This is a genomic window from Sphingobium sp. SA916 (assembly GCF_002894065.1).
Taxonomy (GTDB): domain Bacteria; phylum Pseudomonadota; class Alphaproteobacteria; order Sphingomonadales; family Sphingomonadaceae; genus Sphingobium; species Sphingobium fuliginis.
Genome location: NZ_LXYF01000029.1, coordinates 1 through 17,488, shown reverse-complemented (window position 1 = coordinate 17,488; position 17,488 = coordinate 1). Strand labels below are relative to the sequence as shown.

At 65.6% G+C, this 17,488-nt stretch carries 17 protein-coding genes and 1 pseudogene; 7 read left to right on the top strand and 11 right to left on the bottom strand.

Features of this window, described 5'->3' with window-relative positions:
* Positions 1-64 precede the first annotated feature (64 nt).
* The 3 genes from sdhA to sdhC are packed head-to-tail and all read right to left on the bottom strand — an operon-like array spanning position 65 to position 2,663.
* Entirely contained in the window at positions 65-1,879 is a 1,815-nt protein-coding gene (gene sdhA / locus A8G00_RS07410) for a succinate dehydrogenase flavoprotein subunit (RefSeq protein WP_025547629.1), read from the bottom strand.
* Positions 1,879-2,268 carry a succinate dehydrogenase, hydrophobic membrane anchor protein gene (sdhD, locus tag A8G00_RS07405; protein ID WP_044662728.1) on the bottom strand — a complete coding sequence of 130 codons (390 nt, stop codon included), beginning with the start codon at positions 2,266-2,268 and terminating at the stop codon, positions 1,879-1,881. The genes sdhA and sdhD overlap by 1 nt, the downstream gene beginning before the upstream one ends.
* On the bottom strand, positions 2,268-2,663 hold the full coding sequence (sdhC, locus tag A8G00_RS07400; protein ID WP_025547633.1) for a succinate dehydrogenase, cytochrome b556 subunit: 396 nt from the start codon (positions 2,661-2,663) through the stop codon (positions 2,268-2,270). The genes sdhD and sdhC overlap by 1 nt, the downstream gene beginning before the upstream one ends.
* A 283-nt stretch (positions 2,664-2,946) precedes the next feature.
* Here sdhC and A8G00_RS07395 point away from each other — a divergent pair, with 283 nt between their 5' ends.
* Positions 2,947-4,278 (top strand): methyl-accepting chemotaxis protein, encoded by a 1,332-nt coding sequence (locus tag A8G00_RS07395; protein ID WP_172451806.1) that lies wholly within the window; start codon positions 2,947-2,949, stop codon positions 4,276-4,278.
* Positions 4,279-4,323: 45 nt separating this feature from the next.
* Here the strand turns inward: A8G00_RS07395 and A8G00_RS07390 are convergent, their stop codons facing one another.
* The 5 genes from A8G00_RS07390 to A8G00_RS07370 all read right to left on the bottom strand — a co-directional run bounded on the left by A8G00_RS07390 (position 4,324) and on the right by A8G00_RS07370 (position 7,655).
* A complete protein-coding gene (locus tag A8G00_RS07390; RefSeq protein WP_025547636.1) occupies positions 4,324-4,602 on the bottom strand; it encodes a DUF2218 domain-containing protein in 279 nt (92 codons plus the stop codon).
* A gap of 2 nt (positions 4,603-4,604) precedes the next feature.
* Complete coding sequence (locus A8G00_RS07385) at positions 4,605-5,225, bottom strand: PadR family transcriptional regulator (protein WP_025547637.1); 621 nt, start codon at positions 5,223-5,225, stop codon at positions 4,605-4,607.
* Between the two features lie 276 nt (positions 5,226-5,501).
* A complete protein-coding gene (gene grpE, locus A8G00_RS07380) occupies positions 5,502-6,056 on the bottom strand; it encodes a nucleotide exchange factor GrpE (RefSeq protein ID WP_025547639.1) in 555 nt (184 codons plus the stop codon).
* A complete protein-coding gene (gene hrcA, locus A8G00_RS07375) occupies positions 6,053-7,096 on the bottom strand; it encodes a heat-inducible transcriptional repressor HrcA (RefSeq protein WP_103000393.1) in 1,044 nt (347 codons plus the stop codon). Before hrcA ends, grpE begins: the two co-directional genes overlap by 4 nt.
* A 43-nt stretch (positions 7,097-7,139) precedes the next feature.
* The gene (locus A8G00_RS07370) at positions 7,140-7,655 is read right to left on the bottom strand and encodes a DUF6438 domain-containing protein (protein ID WP_044662732.1); all 516 of its coding nucleotides are present in this window, start codon (positions 7,653-7,655) and stop codon (positions 7,140-7,142) included.
* Positions 7,656-7,752: 97 nt separating this feature from the next.
* On the opposite strand from A8G00_RS07370, the gene rph reads away from it, so the two are divergent.
* Together rph and rdgB are read left to right on the top strand one after the other, a co-directional pair.
* A complete protein-coding gene (gene rph / locus A8G00_RS07365) occupies positions 7,753-8,469 on the top strand; it encodes a ribonuclease PH (protein WP_103000392.1) in 717 nt (238 codons plus the stop codon).
* Between the two features lie 48 nt (positions 8,470-8,517).
* Complete coding sequence (rdgB, locus tag A8G00_RS07360) at positions 8,518-9,147, top strand: RdgB/HAM1 family non-canonical purine NTP pyrophosphatase (protein WP_103000391.1); 630 nt, start codon at positions 8,518-8,520, stop codon at positions 9,145-9,147.
* A 189-nt stretch (positions 9,148-9,336) separates the two neighbouring features.
* On the opposite strand, the pseudogene A8G00_RS07355 reads toward rdgB, so the two are convergent.
* Both A8G00_RS07355 and A8G00_RS07350 read right to left on the bottom strand, forming a co-directional pair.
* Positions 9,337-10,190 (bottom strand): annotated as a pseudogene (locus A8G00_RS07355) (SMP-30/gluconolactonase/LRE family protein).
* A 13-nt stretch (positions 10,191-10,203) separates the two neighbouring features.
* Positions 10,204-11,301, bottom strand: coding sequence for an aldose epimerase family protein (locus A8G00_RS07350; RefSeq protein WP_103000390.1), 1,098 nt, complete (start codon positions 11,299-11,301; stop codon positions 10,204-10,206).
* A 175-nt stretch (positions 11,302-11,476) separates the two neighbouring features.
* Here A8G00_RS07350 and A8G00_RS07345 point away from each other — a divergent pair, with 175 nt between their 5' ends.
* Positions 11,477-12,781, top strand: a complete 1,305-nt coding sequence (locus A8G00_RS07345) for a sugar MFS transporter (RefSeq protein WP_103000389.1) — start codon at positions 11,477-11,479, stop codon at positions 12,779-12,781.
* A gap of 183 nt (positions 12,782-12,964) precedes the next feature.
* Here the strand turns inward: A8G00_RS07345 and A8G00_RS07340 are convergent, their stop codons facing one another.
* Positions 12,965-13,729, bottom strand: coding sequence for a FadR/GntR family transcriptional regulator (locus A8G00_RS07340; protein WP_025550030.1), 765 nt, complete (start codon positions 13,727-13,729; stop codon positions 12,965-12,967).
* A gap of 246 nt (positions 13,730-13,975) precedes the next feature.
* Between A8G00_RS07340 and araD1 the strand changes: the two genes are divergently transcribed.
* From araD1 to A8G00_RS07325, 3 genes are all read left to right on the top strand, one after another.
* Complete coding sequence (gene araD1, locus A8G00_RS07335) at positions 13,976-14,968, top strand: AraD1 family protein (protein ID WP_103000388.1); 993 nt, start codon at positions 13,976-13,978, stop codon at positions 14,966-14,968.
* A 4-nt stretch (positions 14,969-14,972) separates the two neighbouring features.
* Complete coding sequence (locus tag A8G00_RS07330) at positions 14,973-15,899, top strand: Gfo/Idh/MocA family protein (protein WP_103000387.1); 927 nt, start codon at positions 14,973-14,975, stop codon at positions 15,897-15,899.
* A 28-nt stretch (positions 15,900-15,927) separates the two neighbouring features.
* Positions 15,928-17,488: alpha-N-arabinofuranosidase (locus A8G00_RS07325; protein WP_103000386.1), on the top strand; the 1,561-nt coding region annotated here is incomplete at its 3' end.

The following is a 17,488-nucleotide window of genomic DNA, read 5'->3' as shown; positions in this document are numbered from 1 at the left end:
GCATATATAAGAAAAGGGCGAGCTTCGCAGCCCGCCCTTCCCTGTTTCCCGCCGTTCGCGCGGCTTAGTACACGCGCGCCTTGGGCTTGATATATTCCGCCTCGTCCGTGAGCGTGTAATCGTGCACCGGACGGTAGTCGAGCGTCACCTTGCCGCCCTTGCCGCCCCAGCCCTCGAACCAGCTTACGGTGTGCTTCATCCATTCGGCGTCGTCGCGGTTCGGGAAGTCCTCATGCGCATGGGCGCCGCGGCTTTCCTTGCGGTTTTCCGCGCTGACCATGGTGCAGACCGCCTGGGACATCAGATTGTCCAGTTCCAGCGTCTCGATCAGGTCGGTGTTCCAGATCAGCGAGCGGTCCGAAACCGCGACGTCCTGCAAGCGGCCATTGACCTCTGCCATCTTCGCGACGCCCTCCGCCAGCAGCGCGCTGTCGCGGAACACGGCGGCGTGCTTCTGCATGGTGTGCTGCATTTCCAGGCGGATCTTCGCCGTGGGGGAACCGCCCTTTGCATTGCGATAGTGATCGAGGCGGCCCAGCGCCAGGTCGGCCGCGTCCTTGGGCAGCGGACGATGCGAGCCGTTGGGCTTGATCGTTTCCTTGAGGTGCAAGCCGGTCGCGCGGCCGAAGACGACGAGATCGATCAACGAGTTGGAACCCAGCCGGTTCGCGCCATGGACCGAAACGCAGGCCGCTTCACCCACGGCATAGAGGCCCGGCACCACGACTTCCGGATCGTCACCGACCTTCGTCACCACCTGCCCATGATAATTGCACGGAATGCCGCCCATATTATAGTGGACGGTCGGCGTCACCGGCAGCGGCTGGCGGGTCAGGTCGACACCGGCGAAGATCTTGCCGCTTTCGGTGATGCCCGGCAAGCGTTCCGCCAGCACCTTGGGATCGATATGATCGAGGTGCAGGTAGATATGGTCCTTGTTAGGACCCACGCCGCGCCCTTCGCGCATTTCCATGGCCATGGAGCGCGACACGACGTCGCGCGAGGCCAGATCCTTCGCGGAAGGCGCATAGCGCTCCATGAAGCGCTCGCCCTCGGAATTGGTGAGGTAACCGCCCTCGCCCCGCGCGCCTTCCGTGATGAGCACGCCCGCGCCGTAGATGCCGGTCGGGTGGAACTGCACGAATTCCAGATCCTGCAAAGGCAGGCCCGCGCGCAGCACCATGCCGCCGCCGTCGCCGGTGCAGCTATGCGCCGAAGTGGCGGAGAAGTAAGCGCGGCCGTAACCGCCCGTCGCCAGCACGACCGCCTTGCTACGGAAGCGATGGATCGAACCGTCTTCCATGCAGATGGCGATGACGCCCCGGCATTCCTTGCCGTTCGGGCCGTCTTCCATGATCAGGTCGATGGCGAAATATTCGATGTAGAAGTCCGCGTCATACTTCAGGCTCTGCTGATAGAGCGCGTGCAGCATGGCGTGGCCGGTACGGTCGGCGGCGGCGCAGGTGCGCTGCACCGGCGGGCCGGCGCCCATATTCTGCATGTGGCCGCCGAACGGACGCTGGTAGATGGTGCCGTTGTCGTTACGGCTGAACGGAACGCCCGCATGCTCCAGCTCGATCACGGCGGCCGGCGCCTCGCGCACCATATATTCGATGGCGTCCTGGTCGCCCAGCCAGTCCGACCCCTTGACGGTGTCGTACATGTGCCAGGTCCAGTGGTCGGGCGAGTTGTTGCCAAGGCTCGCCGCGATGCCGCCCTGCGCCGCCACCGTATGGCTGCGGGTCGGGAACAGCTTGGTGATGCAGGCGGTCTTCAGGCCCGCTTCCGCGCTGCCCATGGTGGCGCGCAGGCCGGAGCCGCCGGCACCCACGACGACCGTGTCATAGGTGTGGTCGATGATCTTGTAGGCTTCGCTCATTATTTGACGATCCCCGTGAAGGCGATCTTGGCGATCGCGAAGATGCCCGCGGCCGCGCCGCCAATGGCATAGAAGTTCAGCAGCAGGATGCAGAAGAAGTTGAGGCCCTTGTCGTGGACATAGTCCTCCAGCATGATCTGCATGCCCAGGCGCAGGTGATAGAAGATGCTGACCAGCATCAGCATCAGCGGCACCGCCACCAGGGGCTGCGCGATCCAGTTATGGACGCTCTGATAGTCGAGGCCGGGCAGGGCGATCAGGCTGAACAGCAGCCACAGGACCAGCAACAGGTTGCCGACGGCGGTATAGCGCTGCGCCAGCCAGTGATGCGCGCCATGCCTGGCCGATCCAAGACCGCGGACGCGGCCGATTCCGGTTCCGGTTCCCATCAGAATTTCCCCGTGCAGATGGCGGCCCAGAAGGCGATGGTGAGGAGCGTCGAGAAGACGAAGGTCAGCAGCGACCAGATCTTGTTGTTCTTGAGCTCATAGCCCGCGCCTAGATCGAGCACGAAGTGGCGAAGACCGGAGCAGAGATGCTGGAAGAAGAACCAGCTAAGGCCGGCCATCACCAGATAGCCGATGGGCGAAGTCGCGCATTTGACGAAGGTTGCATAGGCATCCGGCCCCATGGCGGCGGCCATCAGCCACCAGACCAGTCCCATCGCGCCGACCGTCGCAAGACCGTTGCCGGTCACGCGGTGCATGATGGAGACGGCCATGGCTGGCCCCCATTTCCAGATCGTCAAATGCGGCGAGAGCGGCCGGCTCGTGGTTCGCGCCATATCTTCCCTACGTCCCTGATGTTTGTCCCTCGAGTCCCGTCCCCTTAGGAGCGATACGCCAAGAGGGCAAGCCGCCCTGACCACGCGACGGGGCGATCCCCGCCAGGCCGGCGGAACATTTCCGGGATGAGGAACCATTCAGGCCGGTTTTCGGCGGCCGATGACGGGTAAAGCGCCAAAGGATCGGGATCGGGGCCGAATGTCCGCCGATCCTAAGAAGTGATTAACCAAATGGCGCTATCACCCGACGGGACAATGAGACCAATCTGGGGTTTTGCCGCACATGAATTCCGCCGCCACGCCCAAAAGCACCGTCCTTGCGATGATGAGGGAGGTCGACCCGCATGGCGAGCTGGCGCAGGTGTTGCGCCAGATTCGCGACCTGCTGGGCGAACAGGTGACCCTGGCGGCGCGCACTTTCTACGATGCCTATGTCGAGCAGACGGGGCTGCGGTCGAAGCTCAACCCCTCCACGCTCGCCAAGATCGAAACGGAAGCGCATGAATATGTGCGCCAGAAACTGGGCTATTACGATGCGGGCGAATGGGCGATTTCCTCCATCGCCTGCGTACGCCACGCCCGCAAGCACGGCTCCCCGCTGCGTGCCGTGCTGATGCCGGTGGCCGCGGCCAACGAGAAGCTGATCGATCTTATCTGGCATCGGATGGAGGATGAAACGGGGCGCCGCCGTCTGGTGCATGTCATGATGCAGGTCGGCATGGTCGACGCCGGGCTGATGGCGAACGTCATCGCAGGCGACGAGGCGGAGGCGCAGCGCAACGAGCGCCAACGCTTCGGCACGATGTTCGAACAGCGGATCATGGGAGAGATCGACGGCGCGTCGCAATTGGGCGAATCGCTGCGCGAACAGGCGAAGGACGCATCGGCCGCGACACGCGGCATGCTGGGCAAGGCGTCGGAAGTCGCCGCCGCCGCCGAACAGTCCGCCCTTGCGATGCGCGAAGCCGCCCGCACCTCCGCCGGCCTCATTCGCGCTATCGAGGATGCGCGGACGGAGGTGGAAAGCGCGGCCGACGTCGCCCAGCGGGCGGCCCGCCAGTCGGGCGACGCGGTGGCCATGTCGACCACCCTGTCCGACCATGCGAAATCCATCGAATCGATCCTGGGCCTGATCCGCGACATTGCCGGCCAGACCAACCTGCTCGCGCTCAACGCCACGATCGAGGCGGCCCGCGCGGGCGATGCCGGCCGCGGCTTCGCGGTGGTCGCGCAGGAGGTGAAGAGCCTCGCCAACCAGACCGCCCGCGCCACCGATGAGATCGCGGGCAAGATCGCGGACATCCAGGCATCCACCCGCCAGTCGGTGGAGACCAACGAGCGCATTCGCGACACGGTGGGCGAGGTCCAGGCCAGCGCCGAACGCATCCGCCACGCCATGGATGCCCAGGCGCAGACGGTGACGATGATCACCGCCGCTGTCGACGAAACCGCGCTGGCCGCCGACTCCATGTCGTCGACCATCAGCGCCATCCGCCAGGATACCGAGGTGGTCGCATCCGAAATCGACCAGCTCGAACGCGGCTTCATGAGCGTGGAAGGCAAGCTTTCCAGCCTGCGCGCGGCGTCATCGGACTTCGGACGCCAGGTGGCCTGAGGAAGAGCGGCGGCCGGCGGGGCGGAACTGCCCGCCCCGCCCCCCTTACCGCCAGTCGAAGGTCAGCGGCGCTTCCCTGAAGGCGAAGCGGTCGAGATGGTCCGCCACCACCTGCTTGAAGCGTTCGACATCGGTCCCCTCCCCCGGTTCGATCGTGACGGTCAGGGCGTCAGCCCCGGCCGCCATGCGGATCGGCCCCATGGGAAAGGCGATGCTTCCCTGCCGCGCGTCGAAATCGGTTTCGAACTTGTGCCCCCAATGCTTGCACAGCTGCTGGAGATAGCGGCTGGCGTTGGCGGTCGGCACATGCGCCGTCAAAGCCATGGTCAAAGCCTTTCGATCCTGCTGGCCGCCTCGTCGATCAGCGCGGCGACGTCGAACATGGTCTGCGCATCCGCCCCCTCCTTTTCAAGCCGCGCCCGGACCGCCATGCCCAGATTGTGCATGGCCCGCCGGATCGGCGCGCCGTCGGTGCGCTCCGCCTTGCGCGCCAGCGAGCCCAGCCGGTCCATGACCAGCGCCACGCCTTGTTCATGGTCGGCCAGATAGGCCGTGCCCGCCTCCGTGATCGCGAACAGCTTGCGGCTGCTTTCGCCCGGCTGCTCCGCGATCAGATCCATGTCCGCAAGCAAGGTCAGCGTCGGATAGACGACGCCCGGACTTGGCACATAAACCTCGCCCGACAGGGTTTCGATCTCGCGGATCAGATCATAGCCATGGCGGGGCGCGTCGGAGATGAGCTTGAGCAGGATGAGCCTGAGCGCGTCATTGCCGAACAGGCGGCGACGGCCGCCGCCCCGCCCACCGCCAAAATGCCCGCCCCGGCCGCCGCCGAACGGACCATCCCCGAAGCGACCGCCAAAGCCGCCGGGTTCGCGGCCGTCCGGTCCGAACATGCGGTCATGGCCAAAACCGTGGTGCCCGCGAGCGCGATGATGAAAATGCATGGATGATTCTCTCAACTGTTTCTTGATAGTTTGAGATATATCTTAAAAAGGCCGAACGTCAAGAGTTGCGATATATCTTTATCGCGGATCAGGGCTATGGCGGGAACTCCCCCAAAAATCAGGGCCGGCCTCCCGTCCCACCAGTGCCTGAATCCGGCGCAAGCATGACCCGGCCATCCCGGCGCGGTTCCGCCGGCGGACCGCGCGGGCCCGTGAACGAAAAAGGCCCGCCGGACGGTGGTCCAGCGAGCCCTTGCATGCTTCAGGTGCAACCGATCAGTCCGGTTTCTTCGCCACGCTGACCAGCGCCGGGCGCAGCAACCGGTCCTTGATCGTATAGCCTGCCTGCATCTCCACCAGCACCGTACCCGGCTCGGCATCGGCGGAGGGTACTTCCATCATCGCCTGATGCTTGTTGGGGTCCAGCGGCTGGCCGACCGACACCAGCTTCTCAATGCCGTTGCGGCCGAACACCGCCTCCAGTTCCCGCCCGGTGGCTTCAAGCCCGGCGACCAGGCCCTTGAACTTCTCATCCTCGCGCAGGTCGGCGGGGATCGCCTGAAGCGCGCGGCCCAGATTGTCCGCCACCGACAGCATGTCGCGGGCAAAGGCCGTCGCGGCATAGGCGCGTGCGTCGGCCAGTTCCTTTTCCAGCCGCCGCCGCACATTCTGCGCTTCGGCATGGGCGTAGAGCACCTCCTGCTTCGCGGTCGCCAGCTCGTTTTCAAGGCTCGCGATCCGTTCCGCCGCCGCGTCGCCGGCGGGCGACGCATCCTCGGGCAGTTCGTCCACGACTTCGGTATTTTCGATATTCTGCTTGTCTTCGCTCATCTCATCAATCTCGACAGCGTCTGTGCGGTGAAGTCCACCATGGGGATCACCCGCGCATAGTTCAAGCGCGTGGGGCCGATTACCCCGACCACGCCCACCACCCGGCCGTCACCGCTGCGGTAAGGCGCGGCTATGACCGAAGAACCCGACAGGGAAAAGAGCTTGTTTTCCGAACCGATGAAGATTTTGGTCGCGCTGCCCGCCAGCGCACTTTCCAGCAGCCGGGAAATCTCCTGCTTGCCTTCAAGCTGTTCCAGCAATTGCCTCACCCGCTCCAGATCGGCGGCGGTGCCGTCATCCAGCAGATGCGCCTGACCGCGCACGATCAGCACCGGGCGGTCGTCGGCATCCTGCGACCACAGGGCGATGCCCCTCGCCACCAGTTCCCCCGCCGCGCCCTGAAGCGCGTTCCGGTCCCCCTCTACCTCGCGCCGGAGGGCCTCGCGCGCCTGCGCCAGCGTCATGCCGCCGAAGCGCGCCGACATGAAGTTGGCAGCCTCGTTCAGCATCATCGGCGTCACGCCCACCGGAAGGTCCACGACGCGATTCTCGATGGAACCGTCCTGCCCCACCAGCACAGCCAGCGCCTGCCGTTCATTCAGGGGCACGAAGCCGAACTGCCGCAGCACCGGCTCCCGCTTGGGCACCATCACGATGCCGGCGCAGGCCGAGAGGCCGGACAGCGCAGCGGTCGCGGCCGACAGCGCCTCCTCTATCGGGCCGCCTTCGCTGATCCCGACCTCGATCGCGCGCCGTTCCTCGACCGAAGGCTCCGCGGCCTGCATCATGCCGTCGACGAACAGCCTGAGGCCGGTTTCCGTCGGCATCCGTCCGGCGGAAGTGTGCGGCGCGGCAAGCAGGCCCAGTTCCTCCAGATCCTGCATCACATTGCGGATGGAGGCGGGCGACAGGCTGAGCGACGCCATCTTGCTGATCGTGCGCGAGCCAACGGGCAGCCCGGTGCCGAGATAGCTCTCGACCACCAGACGGAAAACGTCACGCGCACGCTCGTTAAGTTCGGTGATCGGGGTGACCGCCATGGCCTTTATCTAGGCAAGCATCGGTCCCGGCTCAAGCCCGTCGTCACCGGCCCTTCGCCGTCGTCGGCTTCACCATGGCGGCGACGTCGAGCATGCTGGGGATCGACGCGATGGTGGCGCGCAGCTTGCCATAGCCCGCATCCATGCAGCCCGACTGGAACTCCAGCCGGGTGGGCGGCGCTTCGCCCCGGGTCCATTCTATCACATAGCCGGGCATGTCCGTGGCGAAGCGGACGCAATTTTCCCCCTGACCGATTCGCCTGACCGTGCCCTGCGCGGGCCGAAACTGCGCCAGCGCGGCGCGGAAGCGGCGATATTGCGCCGGCGTCACCGTGAAACGGGTCGGGCCGGGAATGGCGGTGAAACGCTGCGGCTCGATCAGCCCGGACCCGTCCGGCGTCACGCGCAGGCTGTAGCTGGGGCAGGCGCCGAAACAGGGACCGGCGGAAAATCTGATGGTATCGCCGGCCAGGGTCGGCTTTTCCAGCTCCGCCTGTTCCATGGCACAGCCGCCCAGCAGGACAGTGGCCGCCAAAATCGATAGTGCTTTCGTCACCATAGGCCGCTCTCTAGCATCTTTCGGGTTCATCGCCACTGGCATGATGGGCCGCCCGACGCTAAGCCCGCTCGACACAACGCTTCGGAGTAGAATATTTATGCGTCCTTCCGGCCGTGCGCCCGACCAGATGCGCGACATCACCATGGAACCCGGCTTCACCATCCATGCCGAGGGGAGCTGCCTGGTCAGCTTCGGTGACACGCGGGTCCTCTGCACCGCCTCGATCGAGGAGAAGGTGCCCCCCTTCCTGCGCGGCAAGGGGTCGGGCTGGGTCACGGCGGAATATGGCATGCTGCCCCGCGCCACCCACACCCGCGGCAGCCGCGAGGCCGCCAAGGGCAAGCAGTCGGGCCGCACCCAGGAAATCCAGCGCCTCATCGGCCGGTCGCTGCGCGCCGTGGTCGACCTCCAGAAGCTGGGCGAGCGGCAGATCGTCGTCGACTGCGACGTGATCCAGGCCGATGGCGGCACCCGCACCGCCGCCATTTCGGGAAGCTGGGTGGCGCTGCGCATCGCCATCGACAAGCTGCTGGCATCGGGCGCCCTCACCGAAGACCCCATCGTGCAGAAGGTCGCCGCGATAAGCTGCGGTATCTATAACGGCACCCCGGTGCTGGATCTGGACTATGCCGAGGACAGCAATGCGGAGGCGGACGCCAACCTGATCCTGACGGGCGACGGCAAGTTCGCGGAGGTGCAGGCGACCGCCGAGGGCGCGACCTATGACGAGGAGGAACTGCTGCGCCTGCTGCGCCTTGCCCGCGTAGGCTGCGCGCGGATTTTCGCGGCACAGGACAAGGCGACCGGGAGATAATTCTTCCTTCCGTTCGTTTTCGGGGCGCGTGGGATATGGGATGACGGAATGAGCGATGAATTCGGGCAGGAACAGGCGATCCGCAAGCTGGGTCCGGGACGACTGGTGATCGCCAGCCATAATCCCGGCAAAGTGCGGGAAATCGGCGAATTGCTGGCGCCCTATGGCATAGAGACGGTGTCCGCAGCGGCGCTGGACCTGCCCGAGCCGGAGGAGACCGGCACGACCTTCATCGCCAATGCGGAACTGAAGGCGATGCAGGCGGCGGATCTTTCCGGCCTGCCCGCGCTGGCCGACGACAGCGGCCTGTGCGTGGAGGCGCTGAACGGCGATCCGGGCATCTTCTCCGCCCGCTGGGCCGGCCAGACCAAGGATTTCGGCCTCGCCATGCAGCTCGTCTGGGACAATATCCAGGCGAAGGGGCCGGAAGCGGGTCATGACGCCCATTTCGTCTGCGCCCTGGCGCTGGCCTGGCCCGACGGCCATGTGGAGGCGTTCGAAGGCCGCGTCGACGGCACGATCACCTGGCCGCCCCGTGGCGACAGGGGCTTCGGCTATGATCCGATCTTCCAGCCGCATGGTCATGGCATCAGCTTCGGCGAGATGGACCCGGAGAAGAAGCATGGCATGAGCCACCGCGCCGATGCGTTCGCGCAATTGGTGGCGGCGGTTTTTTAAGGAGCGCCTTCCGCCCGATTCGGCCGCCATGCTGCCGCGAAGGCCGCTGGACGAGACGGGCGGCTGTTGGAAGCCCGGGGCCGGGCCCTGTGGATGATCTCATCGCCTTGACCGTGCTCCCGCCATCGCAGGAGCACGGCGGGCATGATGCCGGCGATCGGCCAGTAGCGGCCGATCCCGGCTTGTCCCTCATCCCGCATAGAGGTTCGTCGGCAACCCCCGGACGCCGGGAAAGACTTCGAAAAACGCACCGTCATAGTCGCTTTCCGGCAGACCGGTCGCCGCCGAACTGACGAACATCCGGTCCAGCTTGTCCCCAGCGAAGCAGATGTTCGTCACCTGCCTGGCGGGCAGCGCGATCGAGCGGTCGAGCTTGCCCCCGGGCGTGAAGCGGCTGATCCGCCCGCCGCCCCAATGGGCTACCCACAGATGCCCATCCGCATCGACGGTCATGCCGTCGGGATAGCCATCCTCCTCGGCAAGGCGGATGAAGGGCCGGCGATCCGCCAGGCCGCCTTCGGCCGTGCGGGCGAAGCGATATATCTGCCGCTTGGCCGTATCGCTGTGATAAAGCCAGTGCCCGCAGGCGGAAAAGGCCGGGCCGTTGGGCACGCGATAGCCCCCGTCCATCACCGCCCAGCGTCCATCGGGATCGAGCCGGTAGAGCGCGCCCACGTCCTGCTCCTCCGCCATGTCCATCGTGCCGCACCAGATGGCGCCGCTCGCATCGGCCTTGCCATCGTTCATGCGGCTGCCGGGCAGATGCGGTTCGGGATCGCCCATCGGCTCGATGACCAGCGGATCGAGCGAGATCCGGGCGAAGCCGCTCTGGAAGCCGCCGATGAAGTCCCCGCCCGCTCGGCCACCCAGCCGATCGGTTCGGGCATGGCCCAGCGCTGGATGGCGCCGTCGTCCAGCGACAGGCGGTTGAGCGCGGGCGCGAGTATGTCGGTCCAATAGACCGCATTCTCACGGGCGGACCATAGCGTCCCCTCCCCCAGCGCATCGCTGATGTCGCGGTCGACCTTGCGCCATTCACCCATGCCGGATGTTCCTTCAGCGCTTGACGGACAGGCGGTAGATCATCTGGTGATGATAGGGCTTGCCGGGGTCCACCCGTGCCGACAGGAATTTCGGCTGGTTGGGCGAATCGGGGAATTTCTGCGGCTCCAGCGCGATGCCGTCGCCCATGCGGTAGAGATGCCCCTGCTTGCCGATCAGCGTCCCGTCCAGGAAATTGCCGGTGTAGAATTGCACGCCGGGCTCCGTCGTCAGCACGTCGAGCACGCGGCCCGACGCCAGGTCTTCCAGGCGCGCGGCCAGTTCGGGGGCCTTGGTCGCGCCCTTGTCCAGCGCGAAATTATGGTCGTAGCCGCGCCCGGCGACGATCTGCGCGTCGCGGCCGTCGCGAATGCCATCCGCCACGCGGCGCGGCATGCGGAAATCGAACACCGTGCCTTCCACCGGCTTGAGTTCGCCGGTCGGGATCAGATTGGCGTCCACGGGCGTGAAGGCCCTGGCCGGAATGGTCAGCAGATGCCCCAGTGCGCTGTCGGCCGCTCCCTCGCCCGCCAGGTTGAAGATCGCATGGTTGGTCATGTTGACGATGGTCGGCCTGCTGGTCTTCGCGTCGAAGGCAATGCCCAGATTGCCCGCCTCGTCCAGCGTATAGGTGACGGTGGTGTCGAGCTTGCCGGGATAACCGGCGTCGCCGTCCGGGCTGGTGAGGGACAGGACCAGCGTGGCGGTCGGCCCGCTCTTCAGCGAAACGACGTTCCACGCCTGCTTGTCGAAGCCCTTGCCCCCGCCATGCAGCGAATTGACCTTGTCATTGAGCGGCAATTGATAGCTCTTGCCGTCCAGCGTGAATTTGCCGCCCGCGATCCTGTTGGCGTAGCGGCCCACGGTCACGCCGAAATAATTGGGACGGTCGACATAGCCGGCAAGATCGTCATAGCCGAGCAGCACGTCCGCGATCTTGCCGTTGCGGTCCGGCCCCTCCAGCTTCTGCAAGGTCGCGCCATAGGTCAGGATGGTAGCCGACACGCCCTGTGCGTTCTTCAGCGTGATCGCCTCGATCGCCGTGCCGTCGGCCAGCGTGCCGGCGGGGGCGCGACTGGCCTCCGCCGCCAGTGCCGCCGTGCTTGTCATCATCAGGACGGCACCGTATGACAACGTTGCCAAAACCGTTCTGTTCATAAAGGCCTTTCGCATGCAGTTCCTCCCGGACGCCATTGACGCGTCGTTGGAGGGGATATACTCCTACAAAATAATCGGGCGCAACCCTGTTCCGGCGGCGCTCCTTTTCGACTCTTCCGGAGAAGGATGAATGGCAGGACCCATTTCCTCAACCGCGGCGCCCGCCGCGCCCCATAATTCGGGCACGCGCTACGGCCCTGCCCTGACGTTGCTGGCCAGCCTCTTTTTCATGTGGGGCTTCATCACCGTCATCAACAATACGCTGCTGCCGCATCTGCGCAGCGTGTTCGAGCTGAGCTACACCCAGACGACGCTGATCGAATCGGTGTGGTTCATCGCCTATTTCGTCGCTTCCATCCCCTCGGCCAAGCTGATCGAACGCATCGGCTACCAGAAGTCGCTGGTGACGGGGCTGCTGATCATGGCGGCGGGCGCGCTGGGCATGATGCTGGCTGCGTCCATCCCCTCCTATGGCGTGACGCTGCTCATGCTGTTCGTGATCGCCAGCGGCATCACCCTGCTCCAGGTCGCGGCCAATCCCTATGTCGCGGTGGTCGGCAAGCCGGAAACCGCCTCCTCGCGCCTGAACCTGGTGCAGGCGATGAACTCGGCGGGCACGATGCTGGCGCCGATGTTCGGGGCCTATCTGATCCTCGGCCGGTCGAAGGGCGGCACCGCCCAGGGCGATGTCGTGCTGACGCAGGCGGAACGGCTGGCCGATGCCCAGTCGGTGATCCTGCCCTACGGCCTGGTGGCCGTGGTGCTGGTGGTGCTGGCCGTCGTGATCGCGCGCTTCCCGCTGCCCGCCATGGGCGCGTCGGCCACCCGCCTCGCCAAGGAGGAGCGGAAGAAGCATTCGCTGTGGGCACATCGCAACCTGGTGTTGGGCGTTCCGGCGATCTTCATCTACCTGATCGCGGAAATCGGCGTCGCCAACCTGTTCGTGAACTTCGTCAGCCAGCCCCACATCGCCAACCTCACCCATGAACAGGCGGGCCGTTACCTGACCTTCCTCTGGGGCGGCATGATGGTCGGCCGGTTCGCGGGCTCCGCGATCATGCAGCGGTTCGACGCGGGCAAGGTGCTGGCCGCCTTCTCCATCGGCGCCTTCATCGTGATGATGGTCACCGTCTTCGCCCATGGGGAGGTGGCGATGTGGTCGCTGATCCTGGTGGGCCTGTTCCACTCGATCATGTTCCCGACCATCTTCACCCTCGGCATCAAGGGGCTGGGGCCGCTGACCGAAGAAGGATCGGGCCTGCTGATCATGGCGATCGCGGGTGGCGCGCTGGTGGTGGTGCAGGGCTATCTGGCTGACCGTTTCGGTTTGCAGACCAGCTTCCTGCTGACCGCGGTCTGCGAACTTTACATCCTGTTCTATGCGCTATGGGGATCAAAGCCGACCCATGCGCTGCCCGATCAGCAGATCGGGTGACGGAGCCGAGGGTCGCAAGCCTCGAAACCGGAAAAGGCCGGAGCGGGACGTCCCGTTCTGGCCTTTTTTTCATCCTCGCCATCGGGATTGGAAGGGAAGCCGGCCAAAGGCTAGTGGAGCGGAAAATGGCACGACCTGCGCGTGCTTCCCGCCCACCGCGCTTCGCGCAGGTGAGGATGCGAATCACCGCGTCATCGCGCTCGCCGTATCCTCCAGCGCCAGATCGACAAGCACGCCCATCGCCTCCGCCGCCGCCGCCGCATCGCCTGCCGCAATGGCGTCGAACACCCGCACATGGTCCGGAATCGGGTTGCGCGGCAAGGCCCGCGCCCGCTGCTTGAACTGGGTGGTCCAGTTGACCGCCGCGCCGATGCTGGCAGACAGCGTCTGCAGCGCATCGTTGCGCGTCGAATTCAGGATCGCATTATGGAAATCGCGATCCGCCGCGCGTCCGGCCTCTGTCGCCAGCGTGTGGCGGCGCATCGCGGCCAGCGCGTCCTTCATCAGCTTGATGTCCTCCCTGGTCCGCCGCTGCGCCGCCAGCCGCGCCGCCGCGGGCTCGACGATGGCGCGCAGTTCGAACAGGTCGCGCACGAACTGAACGTCGGGCTCCCCGGCGAAGGCCCAGGCCAGCACCTCGGGATCGAGCAGGTTCCATCGGTTGCGCGGCAGCACGCGCGTTCCCGCCTTGGGCCGGCTTTCCACCAGCCCCTTGGCGGTCAGCACCTGTATCGCCTCGCGATAGGCGCTGCGCGACACTTCCAGTTCCTCGGCAAAGGCGACTTCGCCAGACAGGACGTCGCCCGGCGCATATTGGCCGGACAAGATCGCCGTTCCCAGCTTGTGCGCGATGGCGCCATGCAGACGCCTTCCGGGACCCCGCGCCTCTTTCGATGCGCCCCCTTCGCCCTCTTCAGCCCCCTTCAAGAGCCGCTTTTCTTCAGCCATTCATGCTCCTCCGGCTCCTTCCTTAGCAGTCGATCAGCCAAGGCGAAACACAATCATTGCCTTCTACGACTAGCTGTAATATGTCGGAGTAATAAGGAGATTCACATGGCGGATAAAGCCCCGACTTTCGAACTTCAGGGCAGCTAGGCCGCCACGCGCCAGTCTCGCGCCGATGAAATGACTGACAATTCGACCTTTAGATGACGTTTGCGAGCGCCGGGAAAGGCGCGCGGGAGGAGATCGTTCATGAATTTGCGCCTGTTGCAACGCCGTTCGGGCAATGGGGGGCGTTCGGTTATCGCCGCGCAGGACAGCGAGGCGCATTTCCTCCTCGGGGTGGAAAGCATCCGTGCGCTGGCGCTGGACGCCATCGCCAAGGGTCTTTCGCTGGCGCAGATCGTCGCCGCGGCGCCGAAGGGCGATGCCGTCGACATCGCCGCCGAGTTCGAGGCCGGCCGCCTGATCGCGCCGATCGACCATGAGGACGCGGCCCATGTGCAACTGACCGGCACGGGCCTCACCCATCTCGGTTCCGCCGAAGGCCGCGACAAGATGCACCGCGAAGCCGCCGCCGCCGAAAAGCAGACGGACAGCATGCGCATGTTCCTGGAAGGGCTGGAAGGCGGCAAGCCCGCCCCCGGCGCGGTCGGGCAGCAGCCTGAATGGTTCTACAAGGGCGACGGGTCCCAACTGGTGGGGCCGACCGATCCGCTGACCATGCCCGCCTTCGCACGGGATGGCGGAGAGGAGCCGGAGATCGCCGGCATCTACATCATCGGCCCCGACGGCCGGCCCTATCGCCTCGGCCTCGCGCTCGCCAACGAGTTCAGCGACCATGTGACCGAGCGGCACAATTATCTCTGGCTCGCCCATAGCAAGCTGCGCCAGGCGTCGCTTGGCCCGGAACTGCTGGTCGGCCCCGCGCCGGAACATATCGAAGGCAGCAGCCGCATCCTGCGGAACGGCGAGGTGCTGTGGGAAAAGCCCTTCCTCTCGGGCGAAGGCAATATGTCGCACAGTCTGACCAATCTCGAACATCATCATTTCAAATATGACCTGTTTCGTCGCCCCGGCGACGTGCATGTCCACTTTTTCGGCACGGCCACGCTTTCCTTCGCCGACGGCGTGCAGACGCAGGAAGGCGACGTGTTCGAGATCATCGCCGCGCCCTTCACCCTGCCCGTGCGCAACCCGCTGAAGCGCGCGGCGCCGGTCGAGGTGACGGTGAAGGTCCTCTAGGCCCATGGACCCCATCCGCATCGCCATCGTCGGCATCGGCAAGATCGCGCGGGACCAGCATGTCCCCGCGATCCGGGGCAATGGCGCCTTCAGCCTGGCCGCGACGGTCAGCCCGCAGGATGCGGGACTTGAGGGCGTGCCGCATCATGCCAGCCTCGACGCCCTGCTGGCGGAGGGGCCGGCGGTCGATGCGATCGCCCTCTGCACCCCGCCGCAGGTCCGCCATGCGCTGGCGTCGCAGGCGATCGGCAGGGGCATCCATCTGTTCCTTGAGAAGCCGCCCGGCGCGACATTGGCCGAAGTCGCCGCGCTCGAAGCGGAGGCGGGCAAGGCCGGCGTCAGCCTGTTCGCGGCCTGGCATTCGCGCTTTGCCGCCGGGGTCGCTCCGGCGCGGGCATGGCTGGCCGAGCGGCGGATCGACAAGGTGTCCATCGTCTGGCGCGAAGATGTGCGCGTCTGGCATCCGGGTCAGGCGTGGATCTGGGAACCGGGCGGGCTTGGCGTGTTCGATCCGGGGATCAACGCGCTCTCCATCGTCACCCATATCCTGCCGCGCCCCTTCTTCCTGAAGGACGCCACACTGGTGCTGCCGGAAAACCGCGCCGCGCCGATTGCCGCCGACATCGCCTTTCGGGACACCGGCGGCGCGGCGATCCACATGGACCTCGACTGGCGCCAGACCGGCCCGCAAAGCTGGGACATCATGGTCGAAACCGACGCGGGCATGCTGAAGCTCAGCCAGGGCGGCGCCGTGCTGCACCTGCCCGGCGGTACGGAGCATGGCGAGGACATCGAATATGCGGGCCTCTACAGCCGCTTCGCCGCGCTGATCCGGGGCGGACGCAGCGATGTGGACACCGCGCCCTTGCGGCTGGTTGCCGACGCCTTCCTGCGCGGCAAGCGTCAGACCACCGCAGCATTTCACGACTGAACACATGCCTGGACATAGGGAGAGAGGAATGATCAAGGCCCTGCGCCGCACCACTGCCGCGCTTCTGCTCTGCGCCACAACGCTCACCGGCGCGCATGCGCAGACCGGCGGCAGGCCGACCATGGCGACCATCCATGCCGACAAGCCCGGCGCGACCTATGACAAGGCGATCTTCACCCAGTTCGCGGAGCATCTGGGCAATGGCATCTATGGCGGCCTGTGGGTCGGCAACGACAGGTCCATCCCCAACACCAACGGCTTCCGCAACGATGTGGTGGCCGCGCTGCGCAACCTGTCGGTGCCGATCATTCGCTGGCCCGGCGGCTGCTTTGCGGACGAATATCATTGGCGTGAGGGTATCGGGCCGAAGAAGGGCCGCCCGGTCAAGGTCAATACCCATTGGGGCGGCGTGACCGAGCCCAATTCGGTCGGCACGCATGAATTTTTCGAACTGCTGCGGCAGGTCGGCGCACAGGCCTATATCGCCGGCAATGTCGGCAATGGCAGCCCGCAGGAAATGGCCGAGTGGGTGGAATATATGACCGCACCCGCCGGCAGCCTGGCCGATCTGCGCGCGAAGAACGGGCATAAGGAGCCATGGTCGGTCCCCTATTTCGGCGTGGGCAACGAACTGTGGGGCTGCGGCGGCAATATGCGGCCGGAATTCGCGGCGGACGAGACGCGCCGCTACGCCACCTTCATCAAGGCGCCGGCGGGCACCCGGATCCTGAAGGTCGCGGCCGGGGCCAATGTCGACGATTACAACTGGACCGAGACGATGATGCGGGTGGCGGCCGATCGTCTGGACGGCCTTTCGCTGCATTATTATGTCCACCCGGCGGGCGGCTGGCCGCCCCGCGCTCCCGCCGTCGACTTCGACGAGACCGGCTGGGCCGACGCGCTGGCCGGCGCGATGCGCATGGACGAGCTGATCACGAAGCACAGCGCGATCATGGACAAATATGATCCGCAGAAGCGGATATTCCTGGCGGTAGACGAATGGGGCGCCTGGTACGCGCAGGACCCCGGCACGCATCCCGGTTTCCTGCGGCAACAGAATACGCTGCGCGATGCGCTGATCGCGTCGATCCATCTCGACATCTTCGCCAAACATGCCGACCGGGTGCGCATGAGCGCCATCGCGCAGATGGTGAATGTGTTGCAGGCGATGATCCTGACTGAAGGCAGGAAGATGGTGCTCACCCCCACCTATCATGTCTTCGAAATGTACAAGCCCTGGCAGGATGCGACGGTGCTGCCGATCGACATCGACACGCCCTGGTACAACAAGGACAGGTTCGTCATGCCGGCGGTCAGCGGATCGGCGGTGCGGGCCAGGGACGGCAAGGTCCATGTCGGGCTGTCGAACCTCGATCCCAACCAGACCAATGTGGTGACGGTGAAGCTGGACGGGCTGAACGCCGCCAATGTGTCGGGCCGCATCCTGACTGCTCCCGCGATCAATTCGCACAACAGCTTCGACGCGCCGGAGGTGGTGAAGCCCGCCGCCTTCACCGGCGCGCAGGTGAGCGGCGGCACGCTGACGGTGGCGCTGCCGCCCCGGTCCGTGGTCGTGCTCGACCTGCAAT